8 protein-coding genes are annotated in these 12588 nt (G+C 54.9%); 4 read left to right on the top strand and 4 right to left on the bottom strand.

Going from position 1 to position 12588, the window contains the following annotated elements:
* Positions 1–1208: hypothetical protein (locus RMSM_RS29195; RefSeq protein ID WP_040770025.1), on the bottom strand; the 1208-nt coding region annotated here is incomplete at its 3' end.
* A gap of 972 nt (positions 1209–2180) precedes the next feature.
* Here RMSM_RS29195 and RMSM_RS37515 point away from each other — a divergent pair.
* The 3 genes from RMSM_RS37515 to RMSM_RS29175 all read left to right on the top strand — a co-directional run bounded on the left by RMSM_RS37515 (position 2181) and on the right by RMSM_RS29175 (position 6814).
* Positions 2181–5345, top strand: coding sequence for a WD40 repeat domain-containing serine/threonine protein kinase (locus tag RMSM_RS37515; RefSeq protein ID WP_008705859.1), 3165 nt, complete (start codon positions 2181–2183; stop codon positions 5343–5345).
* 25 nt (positions 5346–5370) lie between these two features.
* Positions 5371–6384: a DUF1559 domain-containing protein gene (locus RMSM_RS29180; RefSeq protein WP_008705857.1), complete on the top strand. Its 1014-nt coding sequence runs from the start codon at positions 5371–5373 to the stop codon at positions 6382–6384.
* Between the two features lie 97 nt (positions 6385–6481).
* Entirely contained in the window at positions 6482–6814 is a 333-nt protein-coding gene (locus RMSM_RS29175) for a hypothetical protein (RefSeq protein WP_052031860.1), read from the top strand.
* 101 nt (positions 6815–6915) lie between these two features.
* On the opposite strand, the gene ygfZ is transcribed toward RMSM_RS29175, so the two are convergent.
* The 3 genes from ygfZ to RMSM_RS29160 all read right to left on the bottom strand — a co-directional run bounded on the left by ygfZ (position 6916) and on the right by RMSM_RS29160 (position 10874).
* On the bottom strand, positions 6916–7821 hold the full coding sequence (gene ygfZ / locus RMSM_RS29170) for a CAF17-like 4Fe-4S cluster assembly/insertion protein YgfZ (RefSeq protein ID WP_008705853.1): 906 nt from the start codon (positions 7819–7821) through the stop codon (positions 6916–6918).
* Positions 7822–7956: 135 nt separating this feature from the next.
* Positions 7957–9894, bottom strand: a complete 1938-nt coding sequence (locus tag RMSM_RS29165) for a glucosamine-6-phosphate deaminase (RefSeq protein WP_008705852.1) — start codon at positions 9892–9894, stop codon at positions 7957–7959.
* Between the two features lie 23 nt (positions 9895–9917).
* Positions 9918–10874 (bottom strand): ROK family protein, encoded by a 957-nt coding sequence (locus RMSM_RS29160; RefSeq protein ID WP_063870278.1) that lies wholly within the window; start codon positions 10872–10874, stop codon positions 9918–9920.
* A gap of 261 nt (positions 10875–11135) precedes the next feature.
* On the opposite strand from RMSM_RS29160, the gene RMSM_RS29155 reads away from it, so the two are divergent.
* Positions 11136–11969: a 3-keto-disaccharide hydrolase gene (locus RMSM_RS29155; protein ID WP_008705845.1), complete on the top strand. Its 834-nt coding sequence runs from the start codon at positions 11136–11138 to the stop codon at positions 11967–11969.
* Positions 11970–12588: the final 619 nt, after the last annotated feature.

Raw genomic sequence — 12588 nt, 5'->3', positions numbered from 1 at the left:
TTTTGACGGTTTTCGCAAACCATCTTGCAGACTTTGTAGCAAACTTCTTTCGATCGGCATTCTGGAACCATCTTGCAAGTCGTCCAGTTGACAACTTTGCTGCGGCACTCAGGAACCATTTTGCAAACAGTGTAGTTGCAAACCTTGGTGCGGCACTCAGGAACTCGCTTGCACACGGTGTAAGGCACTTCGCGAGTACGGCACTCACGAACGTACTTGGTGCAAGTTACTTCCTTGGTTTCGCAAGTTGGAACCCAAACTCGCTTGGTGCAAGTCGTTGGGCAACCTTGAACGCATTCTACGCGGCATTCGCCTGGGCAGTATACGCAGCGGCAAGTCGCAGGATCGTAAGTCCAAGTTCCGGGCTCACGAACGGTACGACGCATCATTTTGCCAGGGATCGTTTCAGTAACGGTGTCCCAGTGACCACCTTTGACCTGGATGGTCTTGGTGTACTGCTGAGGAACGACAACGCTGTAGTTCTCAGTGCGAACGCGTTGCTCTTTCACGGTGTTGTAGACCGTGTAGTTGATCGTACGCGATTTTTGCTCACGAACAGGTACCATCACGGTGTAGTTGATGGTCTTGCTGTGGTTTTCACGCACAGGGTTCATGACAGTGTAATTTACTGTCTTAGTGCGAGTTTCCCACACAGGCTTACGCACGGTGTAGTTGATCACCTTTTGGTGAGTCTCGTACACAGGCTTCATGACCGTGTAGTTGATCGTCTTGGTGTGCTTTTCGTAAACAGGCTTGCGCACCGTGTAGTTGATCACTCGCGTGCGAGTTTCGTGAACGGGCTTCATCACGGTGTAGTTGATCGTCTTGGTACGATTTTCAACGTGAGGAACGTTCACAGTGTATTGAACTTCACGAGTCGTCGTGACAGGAACCATGCGGCTGCCGGTCACTTCTTGATCTTCGTAGTAAGTTTCATTGCGAGTGCGGTAACGAGTCTCTTCGACTTGCTCGTAAACCGTTTCGCTTACGTTGCGCATGACGGTGTAAGTACCACCAGCAACGGCACCGTTATCAACGATGGCTCCGTCACCAGCGACTGCACCTTCGGCAACGCTTCCTTCGACAACTGTGCTTCCACAGCTGCTACAGCCTTCATAGCTGACTGCGCCACAATAGGCAGCGCTAGCTGAGTTCACCCCGAAAACGATCGACAGGATCGTCAACGTAGGCAACAATAACCTTTTCATCTTCTAATCTCCACGGTAACAATACGGGATTTGGACGTAGCTTTCCTGGACCAGCGCACTAGCAACTAGCCCGGCATCAAAATCCGTTTGGTTCGTCACAACCGTCTTCCCATGACCGATTTGCTTCGGTTCCACTGCGTAACGCACTACGCAAGATGGAAGTTGTTTCGATTGAGCAGACTTAACGCACAAGCGAGACGAATCCTGATGCACAAACTTCATCGACTACGGGTGAACAGTTACCTACGTAAAGATGGCGGGCAAGATAAAAGATTACGTTTGGGGTGACCTGTTGGTAGGGACGTTCCATACATACCGACTTTAACGGTTGTAACGACATCTCACTCGAATGGGTGTCCTCGCACCACTTTCATTGGCAACAAACAACCCTAGCAATCGTTACAACCGTTACCACCGGATCGCCGTTTCGACCGTTCCTGCCGTTCTCGTCAGAACCAGCAAATTCGCCAACGCGAATTCATCGAGCTTCTCGCGAACCCTGACCGCGTTGCGATGCCCAATGCACGCCGCACAAACCAAGGGCTAAGGTGCTGATCAGCGCCCGAAAACAGGGGGTCAGCCAAACTGCACCGGATGCCGCTACGGCCCGTCGTGCGCCGCATCGACGATCCGGTAAACAAATTCCAGTCCACCAGCGGGTTTACAGTTCCCTCGACGGCGAACGAGACGTTATAATCCGGCTACCGCATCGTACAAATGACAACTTGATGATGAATACGATTGCAGTGATGCCACCGATTGCGAGATGAACTTCCTCTCGGCACGAAAGGAATTTCAATGAGAAAACACCAAGACTTGCCCCCCACAGCTCCGTCTGCATTGCCAATTCGTTCCACCACGGGTGTGAAGCGAGGCTCGAGAAGCAAACTGCGAAAAACCGTCGCTCGCAATTCGAGCGTTTTGGCAGAGAGCCTAAGCCCCTCCACAGGGGAGTGCATTGATCACTTTCGCATGATCAAACAGCTTGGTGAGGGGACGTTTGGCCGGGTTTGGCTGGCTCACGACATTGGTTTAAATCGTGAAGTTGCGATTAAGTTTCCCAAATTCAATCTGGCAACCGATCAGCTCAGCACTCGCCGGTTCCAGCGAGAAGCCGAAATTGCTGCGGGCTTAAGCCATCCGAATCTGATTCCTATTTTGGATGCGGTGCTGACGCCGAAGAAGGCGTACATCGTATCGGAATACTGTCCGGGCCCGACGCTCGACCAATGGATGCACCAGCAAAACCATTTGGTTTCGATTGATACAGCGGTTTCGATCGTCATCCAGATCGCCAGCGGATTGAAAGTGGCCCACGAGCGAGACCTGATGCATCGCGACATCAAACCGTCCAATATCATCATCAGCAAGGACGAACAGGGGCGACCGTTTGCAAATTTGACCGATTTTGGCATGGCGCGTTCGTTGTCGGACGTCCGCGAAACGATGATCGGCACCCCGGTCGGCAGCGCTCCGTACATGTCGCCCGAACAAGCATGTGGCAGCATCGATACGCATGGTGCGCACTCGGATGTCTACTCGCTGGGCGTGATTCTGTACGAGCTGTTAACCGGTGTCTCACCGTTTGCTGCCGCCAGTCAGATGTCAACGATCCGGCGAGTGATGGAGCACGATCCGCCGCCGCCTCGGGACATCCGTCCGACGATCTCGCGAGACTTGAGTGCGGTGGTCCAGCGGTGTTTAGAAAAGAAACCCTACCGTCGCTACCACGATGCGGGCGAACTCTACGATGACTTGATTCGTGTTGCCGAGCGGCGGCCTACATCGGCTCGCCCGATTGGTCGTGTTGGCCGCACGATGCGTTGGGCTCAGCGAAATCCTATGATCGCCTCGCTCGCCTCGGTCGCGATGATCGGTGTGTGGTTTGGTATCGCCAGTTTGTGCATGTTTGCGTTAAATCAACGCCGCTATGCGATCGAAAGCCGCGAGCAAACGCTGCAATTGCAATCGGCACTTCATTACGCGGATCAGTCCAAGTCTCGGCTGCGTGCGTTGCACTACGACAGCGATCTGTCGTTGGCGTACCAGATGTTCAATCGCGGGCAATATGGCGAAGCGAGACGTTTGCTGAATCTGCACCTCCCCCGCGACGGTGAACCCGATTTGCGAAGTACCGAATGGTCGCTGCTCGATGGCGAGGTGAGTGCTAAGTATGCATTGTGGGGACGCCATGCAAAACCAGCACGTGAATTGGCGATCCTGCCCGACAAACAAACGGTGGTCACCACCGGTGACGATGGCGTGCTGATGTTTTGGGACATCGCAACCGAAACCAAACGCCGCCAGCTATCAGGGTTCAACGGCCAAAGCACCGCGATTGCTGCGATGCCCGATGGCAGTTTGGCGATTCCCGGTCCGATGTGGCCGTTTGGTCACCGCGGTGTCATCAGCATTGACCCCAACACCGGCGAAACACTTCGAGCCTTTCATTTGCACCCCACCACGATCGAATCGATTCGAGTCGCGGGAGACACGCTGGTTTCGGGATGTCGCTATAACGGTATCAAATCATGGTCGTTCAAGCGGAGCCAATCGATCGACATCCCATCCGAAATCCGTAACGAGAGCGTTGGCTTGACGCCGGATGGAAAAACCATCGTGACCGGCGAACGCGATGTCGCCAAGCTGCGTTTCTATGACGCCGAGACGGGCCAACTATTGCGTGAAGCCGACACTCGCGGCGGCGTGTTGCAGCTGGAGTGCTGCGAGAAACGAGATTGGGTCGCCTACACGGTACGCCAGGAAAACGGAGTTGGAATTGCTCCGATTGATCCCCAACCGGGCGAATCGGCGACTCCATTCTGGATCCCCACACAATCCGAACCGATGGCGATCGCGTTTTCCGACGATGCATCATCGTTGGCGGTTGCCGATTTTCGCGCTGGAGTCGAGTGGTTTAAACAGACCGACACGGATGCCGACCAGCAGAGCTCGGCCGCGTTTGCTTCCTCGACGTTTGTGTCGGGTTCGGGAGGGCGGATGACGGATGTGGAGTTTTTGTCGTCCGATTCGCTAGTTACGACAGGGCTTGATGGTAGAGTCGAGCGATTTTCGCCCGATCGACTCGGACACGAATTGTTCAGCCGGCCGCCATCGCCGCTGCACCATTCAGGAACCGCGTTTACCTCTGATTTCCAGCACGCATTGGTGCTGACGTATGGTCCCGAAAACATCGCCAATCTGCTGCAATACGCGGAATTGCCGAAACGCGGTGACGTTGCCAAGTCCACCTCGGGGGTGCCCACGCCGGTTGTCTATCGCGACCTTTGGAAAAGTGAACGAGCAATCAGTGCGATTGCAATGTCGGCCGACGACCGAATGATCGCGACGACAGACCTGGGTGGTTTGTTGAGCACGTGGACGCGATGGCAGAGCGAGAATCCGATACGGAAAACAGCTCAGCTTCCGATGTTCGAATCCAACGACTCGTATAATCGTCTCAGCTTCTCGCCCTCAGGACGGTACTTGGTGGTCGGCGGTAGAGTCGACATGTTGCAAGTGTTTGATTTGAACGAATCGACATTGAAACCAATGCTTTCACGCCCCAACGAATCGGGAACGCACTGCGTTGCCTACTCGTCGGACGACCAACAACTCGCCTTCGTAACCGGAAATGAACTCGAAGTCATCCATTTGCCTAGCCGTGGATCCCAACGCTGGAAGACCAGTTTTGAGCGTGCCTGTTGTGTCGCATTCACCCCCAACGGCAAGCGAATCGTCGTGGGATGGGAAGATGGATCGCTGTCGTCGATCGACATCAAAACGAGGAAGCAGCATGCGATGCTGCATGGCGTTACTTTTTCTGGCGAATTTGCAATGCGTCCCTCGGCGATTCACTTCTTGACGAATCATCGACTGCTGATGATGACCGACAGCGGCAGCCTTCAATTCTGGGACATGGACAAACAATTGCAACTTGGCACGCTGGCGGTTTGGAAGAGCAACTATTGGGACACTTATTGTGACGCCATCCGGTTAAATCACGATGCCACCCAAATGATCATTGGTTACAACAACGGTGATAATTCACGGATCTATCGTTGGAATATTCCCTCTCCGGATCTCGACGAAACTCCGACTCTTGATCCTCAGGACAACATTTATGCAAAGCGCTAACGGTCGTCTCGTGTTAAATAAGCACATGGGACATAAACGCTATAAACGCGGCAGCAAGCGTGACGACGGATTCACGCTAGTGGAATTGCTAGTCGTCATCGCAATTATCGGAGTACTGGTGGGACTCTTGCTGCCGGCGGTTCAGGCAGCGCGCGAAGCATCGCGGCGAATGTCGTGCAGCAACCATTTGAAACAGATTGGTTTGGGAATCGCCAACTATCACGCCGCATTCAACATGTTGCCGCGGGCTTGGTGGTTGGACACGCCGCCCGACGCATTCAACGGCAAACCCTGGGGTGTGACGCTTTTGCCATACCTCGAACAACAAGCAATCTACGACGAATATGATCACGAAACGTTGCCGGTGGACCAACTGAGTCCTCACAACGTCGCCTTGGTGCAAACCCCCATCGCCGGTTATGTGTGCCCCTCGACACCGGGAAACCCGGCGGATCGCAAATACACCTTCAATGCGGTTCCCGCAGGACTGCCGTTCACCGCGTCCGATATTGCGCCGGCCGATTATTGTCCAAGCACCGGCGTGGCCGGAACCTACGCCAAACACGCGTACGGCAATCATTTATTAGCCAATCGCGAAGGGGCGATGCAGGTCGTCAGCACGGTGTTCGGCGGCGATCAAGACGGCAGCTTTGCAGGGATCCTCGACGGGTTGTCCAATACCTTTTTGATCGGCGAACGTACCGGAGGCCCTGTTGTGTTCAGCGGCGGTCGCGAAGATCCGCTGGCAACCGCAAACCTAATCGGAACCGAAGGAGGCGGATGGGGCGATTTGGTCAATGGCGAACACTGGCTGCAAGGTTCATTGCAGGGAGGACTCTCGTGGCCACCCCAACCCGGCCCCTGCGCGATCAACTGCACCAACGCACGAGGATTCGGATTCCACAGTTTTCACGTCGGAGGATGCTATTTTGTCTTCGCCGACGGCTCGGTTCGATTCTTTACCGCATCGACCGATCCCAAAATCATCTCTGCCCACATTACTCGTCGCGCCGGTGAAATCATTGAATCCGTTCAGTAGTGCTCATTCAGGATGGGTTGTATGTAGCCTCATCACCCTGGTTTGCGGCTCCGGGGTTTGCAGCTCAGGGTGCAGCGAATCGAATGTCCGTGACGACATGGTGAAAATTATGGGCGTCGTGCTTGTTGACGACGAACCGGCCGAAGGAGTCGTGCTGAGACTACATCCCAAAACCGGCAGTGCAGCGATCTCTTCGGGAATCACTTCTGCCGACGGTAGCTTTCAAATATCGACCTACAGCCTTGGCGACGGTGCACCGGCCGGACAATATGTGATCACGTTGGTGTGGAGCGAGTTTGACACGCTGACTCGCACCCAGGTTGGCGATCAACTCGGCGGCAAATATGCCTTCGATGACAAGTCCGAGATCCAGTGGAACATTCCCAATATCGACGTGTTCAATGCGGGAACGATCCGTTTGCACCGCTGAGAGCAAACGAGCAGGGCAATCGAAGGTACACGACAAGCAGCGTGCCGGATCCTACGCCACTCGATTATACGTCACTCGATCTAGCGTCACTCGATCACGTGTTACTCAATCACAGTAGCGACACAGCCTTCGTAGGTGGCGGTCGCGCCGGGGTCAAAATGAGTGCGTCGTGCGAACCCGATCGCCAAACCATGCCGGTCATCCACCTTCGTCACACTGGTCAACCGTACCACGGTTTTACCGTCAGACTGAAGTGTCGTCCCCGGCTCGGGCAGCGTCCCTTCGATCGACAACCGCACTCGCTTCTTTTGCACCTGGCCCAATGCATCCAATCGTGCGACCGTTTCTTGGCCTAGATAACATCCTTTGGTAAACGAGATCGCGTATTCGTCGCGATTGATTTCCTGCGGCAAATTCGAATCATCGATGTCGATCCCATACCAAGGATATCCGGCAGCCGTGCGAGCATGATGAAACGAGGCCTCGTCGCCAAGCGGCGTGGTCAATCCTTCGTTGATACTGGCCATCGCCGCATCCAATTCGCTGCGGGCGATCAACACCATCCAACTGGCGTCGTTGAACCAACGCACGCGATAGGTATCACCGGCAATATCACCGATTGACCCTTCCCACCACGTCAGCGGATCTTCGTGAGGTGCCGACGGTAAACTCGAGAACAGAAAGCCGACAAACTCGTCTTCACGGATCGTCACGACGGCGTCTTCACGAATGGTGTAGCGATCGGCGTGAGCGGCGAAGGTTTCTGATGGTCGTTTCTCGGCCACGCCCGGGGCTCCGATCAAACGAAACCCATTCTCGCGGCGAAAAACATGAAAGTGTCCGAGCGTTTTGCCACGTACATCGGTCACAAAACTTTCGCAACCCTGGCCCACGTCGAGTGATTTGACGTTGTTGGTGGTCAAATTATGCAAAATCGCAGCCGCGTCAGCCCCGTCGATATCAACCACCGAAAGCGACGAAAGAAGATGAATTTGAGAAGTCGTCATAAGATCGATCAATGAAAAAACGGACAGGTATGGACAGCCTAAGACAGTGAGATCGCTGGCGATTCATTTTCGCCGATCACGCCTCAACACGTAAGCCCCAAACAAACGCCCAACCGGACGCCGAGTCATGCAGCGTTACAGTTCGATGCCCGTCTTACCATCCCAGCGGACAAATCCTTCGATCGCGGCGTATTCGGCCAACCCCAGCATGTCATAGCGTTGGGCGGTGTCGGCGTTACGTGCTTCGGCTCGCTGCCAAAATTCACGCATATCCGAACCGGGAAACAAGGCCCGATCTTTCTGAGATTCGTGTTTGAAAATCGCGACTCGTTTTCGTTCGACCTCTTGTGGGCTGAGCGGAACTGCCATCTCGATATCCTCCGGTGCCCATTCTTGCCACGCACCACGGTACAACCATACCGCGCAAGCTTCGTACCAAGGATCATTGCTACACTGTTGGCACGCCTGCAGGATCGCGCTCAAACAAACACGATGAGTACCATGCGGATCCGACAAATCACCCGCGGCATAGATTTGGTGAGGCTCGATTTTTCGCAGCAAGTCAACGGTGATGCGAATATCCTCGTCACTCAGTGGGGCCTTTTTGACTCGGCCGGTTTGATAAAACGGCAGATTCAGAAAGTGCAGATTTTCGTCTTTGACGCCACAACAGCGAGCACCCTCACGTGCCTCGCCGCGACGAATCAGCCCCTTGATTCGCTGGATTTCATCGCTGTCGACCTGCCCGGATTTCTTCTTTCGCAGGAACTCGTCGACATGATCTTCCAACTGTTCGAGCCCATCGGCATGAATTTGAAACTCACGACAAAAATCGCCCGCGAACTCGGCAAAGCGAATCGCGTCCTGGTCAAACACTGCGATATTGCCCGAGGTCTGATAGGCAATATGCGTGTCGTGTCCTTGATCGACCAAGCGGATCAGCGTTCCTCCCATCGAGATCACATCGTCGTCGGGATGAGGCGAAAAAACGATGACTCGTTTTGGGAAAATGTCGTCGCGGTGCCCCGGCCGATCGCCGACCTGTTTCGCGTGCGCCGGTTTCCCGCCAGGCCAACCGGTGATCGTGGACTGCAGATGCCGGAACACCCGCAGATTGATGTCGTACGCGCTGCCGTGATTGGCCAACAAGTCTTGGAAGCCAGCTTCGTTGTAATCGGCTTCGGTCAATTTCAATATGGCTTTGCCCAGCCGTGTCGCCAACGAGATGACCGCTCTTCGCGTTGTCGCATTGTCCCAATCAATCGGGCCAACCAACCACGGCGTGTCAAAGCGGGTCAGCCCCGAAGCGGCCGCTTCGTCTAGAAACACCTCGGCTCGCTCGTGTCCTTGCAAAAACGAAGCGGGGATGGCCGGCGTTTCTTCCTGTTCGACAGTTTGCAAAATGATCGACGCCTTGCCTTCGCCGAATCCGAGCAAAAAGATTCGCTTCGACTCGAGAATCGTCCCCACGCCCATGGTCAAGGCATGACGCGGAACGTTTTCGGCACCAAAAAAATTGCTGGCCGCATCGATTCGTGTGACTCGGTCCAGCGTGATCATCCGCGTTCGCGTGGTTCGCTCGCTACCGGGTTCGTTGCAACCGATATGACCGATTCGGCTGAGTCCTAGAATCTGCAGATCGATCCCGCCCGCCTCGACAATCTTGGCCTCGTAAGCGGCACAGAACTGAGCCACTTGTGACTTTTCGATCGAGCCATCGGGAAAGTGGATATTCGCCGGATCGATATCGACCAGGTCGGTCAAATATTCATGCAGAAACCGAGCGTTGCTTTGCAGTTCGTCCGGTTGCATTGGATAGTATTCGTCGAGGCTGAAGACGATGACGTTGGCAAACGAGAGCCCCTCGTCGCGATGCAGGCGAACCAGTTCCTCGTAGACACGCGTCGGTGACGAACCGGTCGCCAATCCCAGCACACATGACTGTCCGGCTGCCGCACGCGAGCGAATCAACGCGGCGATTTCATTGGCCGCCGCGATACTGGCGTCGGACGCCTTGGCAAACACGCGGCAGGGGATTTTTTCGCGGGACGTATTGTTGGCGATCGTGTCCATGAAGGTTTCCGTGATGATTGAACTTATTTTTTGAATGCCGATAACGATGACTGATCCCGCGCCACCATAGCGGCACCGATCATGCCCGCTTGGTTACCGAGCGTGGCGAATTCGATTTTCATGTTTCCGCCGACCTGAACCAACGTGGTCTCTTTTACGCTTTTTTGAACGTCCGCAAGAAACCGTCGCCCGGTTTCCGTTTCCAGTCCGCCGAAGGTCATCGCGCCGCCCAGCAGCACGACCGCCGGATCGGCCACTTGCCCCAACATGCCAATCGCACGCCCGACATAGCACGCCGTATCGGAGATCACTTTTTGGCAAATTGCGTCACCAGCCTCGGCTCGATCGGCAATCCGACGCGGCGTCAGCCCATCGGGATCTTCACCGCTCAATTGAACCATTCGGGCGATCACGCCGCCCGCGCCTGCATAAGTTTCCAAGTGACCACGACTTCCGCAAGTGCAGGGCAGGGCATCGTCGGAAAAGTCGACCGCGATGTGTCCTAGCTCGCCGGCACATCCATGATCTCCGCCATGCGGATTCCCCACGACGACCATTCCACACCCCACCCCCGTGCCTAGCGTGATCAGCGCGAGCGATTGAACCCCGAGCAAACGTGAGGCATGTTCGGCGTAGGCGGCCGCATTGGCATCGTTGACCACCATCGACGGCAATCCGCTGGCCTCGGCCAATTGGTCTCGCAAAGGAACGCCAAGCCAACCGTCGAGATTGACGACTTCACGCAACTCATACAATCGTGAATCGAGCACCCCCGGAACGGCCAAGCCCACCCCCGCAATCGGATGCCCCGCAGCAAACTCCATCGCGTGCTGAAACACTTTTTCGGGTGTCTTCAGCGTGCAAGTCGCCGTTCGCTCGGTGGCCACGATCCGGCATGTGTCATCCACCAAACCTAGTTTGACGTCTGTCCCGCCAACATCGATGCCAAGATACAAAGGTGCAGAATCAGAAACAGACATGTGCAGTGGGGGCAGGGGGAAGCGGCAAGCAAATTGGATAGGCAGTAAGCGTGGGGCATCATCATAATCGCAAATCGGGCTGCCAAGTCACGGGGGGGGGCCGCTGATTCCGAGGATGCCGCAAAAAAACGATTGCGCCCGATCGATCGCCCGTTAAACGAATCATTGGGCTGCGCGTCCAATGGTCACCGCGGCACGATTGCGATTATGATGAATGCGAATTCGAAACTCCCCAACTCTATTCCCGCGTGAGTGCCCATCATGTTCAATCCCACTCGGTTCCATCGCACCCTTTTCGCGGCAAGCGTTGCCCTCTGCTCGTTTTCGTTGCTCCACGCCGAGGAAACGAAACCTGCGGACGCCGAAACGGCAGCAAAGCCCGAAACCGGAAAATGGGTCTCGTTGTTTAACGGCAAAAACCTCGAAGGATGGACGCCCAAAATCCGTTATCACGAACTGGGCGACAATGCGAAGAACACGTTCAGGGTCGAAGAGGGGCTACTGAAAGTTCGCTACGACGGTTACGAGAAGTTTGACGAAACGTTTGGGCACCTATTTTACAAAGATTCGTTCTCGCACTATCGATTCCGTGTCGAGTATCGTTTTCTGGGTGAACAATGCAGTGGCGGCCCTGGATGGGCATTCCGCAACAGTGGCATCATGATTCATGGCGAAAAGCCTGAAACAATGAGCCGTGACCAAGATTTTCCGGTCTCGATCGAAGTTCAATTGCTTGGTGGCGATGGCAAGAACCCTCGCACCAATGCAAACCTCTGTACACCTGGGACAAACGTGGTGAAGGACGGCAAATTGTTTACGCCGCACTGCACCAGTTCGACGTCTGACACGTTTCACGGCGACGACTGGGTGACCGTCGAGATCGAGGTGCGAGGCAACGAAGTCATCAAGCACATCATCGATGGCAAAACGGTACTGCAATACAACAAGCCGCAACTCGACCCCAAGGACGCTCATGCCAAAGAGTTGGCCGAGAAACAGGGCGGCATCCAATTGAGCGACGGAACAATCTCGTTGCAATCCGAAAGCCACCCCTGTGACTTCCGCAAAGTCGAAATCATGGTGCTTGAAGAATAGACCGCGTACGGCTTGCTTCGAATCAAGCCAATTGAAAACCACCGGGCATGAAACCAAGAAGCATCCCGACCTCGAAAGGGCAACGCCCCGGAAGTTTACCTAGCCCAGCCCAACGGGCTGGGTCCAAGAAAATCAATAAACCATAGGCCCAACGGCCCGGTCGTTTGCTCGGATCCATTGACGACTCCTCGCAAATGGCCCGGACGTTGGCCCGGATCACGACCAACAGCGCAATCTCAAAACTCACGCGTTGGGTTATGAAAACACAGCAAAACGCGGGGGACAAATGCTACACCGCGTTGGCCAAAGCGACTAATTTACGGAAAGACTCTTGCCTCGCTGTTTATCTTCCAAAGCGTGCGCGGCTTTGCCACGCCCCTCGGCTAATTGCTGCAATCCCGATCGGGATAACTTCGCGTGATCCACTGTAGATCGTCCGAAACAACCGAGACTGAACAAATTGCCTACGAGCAGCACAAATCCAACCCGTCCAGCATTTTTTCGGCCGCGTCACATTTGTTGAGCACGTAGTAATGAATCCCGGGCACGCCGTTTTTGATCAAATCAACGGTTTGTTCGCGAGCGTGGTCGACACCAATACTGAACTGCGATTCTTCGC

Source organism: Rhodopirellula maiorica SM1, from assembly GCF_000346295.1.
Taxonomy (GTDB): domain Bacteria; phylum Planctomycetota; class Planctomycetia; order Pirellulales; family Pirellulaceae; genus Novipirellula; species Novipirellula maiorica.
The sequence above is the reverse complement of the archived record's forward strand: the minus strand, read 5'-3'. Positions and strand labels throughout refer to the sequence as shown.

What these genes read in the sequence shown, in the direction of transcription:
- RMSM_RS37515 (WP_008705859.1), top strand. Translation starts at nt 2,181, where the DNA reads ATGATCAAACAGCTTGGTGAGGGGACGTTTGGCCGGGTTTGGCTGGCT.
- RMSM_RS29180 (WP_008705857.1), top strand. Translation starts at nt 5,371, where the DNA reads ATGGGACATAAACGCTATAAACGCGGCAGCAAGCGTGACGACGGATTC.
- RMSM_RS29175 (WP_052031860.1), top strand. Translation starts at nt 6,482, where the DNA reads ATGGTGAAAATTATGGGCGTCGTGCTTGTTGACGACGAACCGGCCGAA.
- ygfZ (WP_008705853.1), bottom strand. Translation starts at nt 7,821, where the DNA reads ATGACGACTTCTCAAATTCATCTTCTTTCGTCGCTTTCGGTGGTTGAT.
- RMSM_RS29165 (WP_008705852.1), bottom strand. Translation starts at nt 9,894, where the DNA reads ATGGACACGATCGCCAACAATACGTCCCGCGAAAAAATCCCCTGCCGC.
- RMSM_RS29160 (WP_063870278.1), bottom strand. Translation starts at nt 10,874, where the DNA reads ATGTCTGTTTCTGATTCTGCACCTTTGTATCTTGGCATCGATGTTGGC.
- RMSM_RS29155 (WP_008705845.1), top strand. Translation starts at nt 11,136, where the DNA reads ATGTTCAATCCCACTCGGTTCCATCGCACCCTTTTCGCGGCAAGCGTT.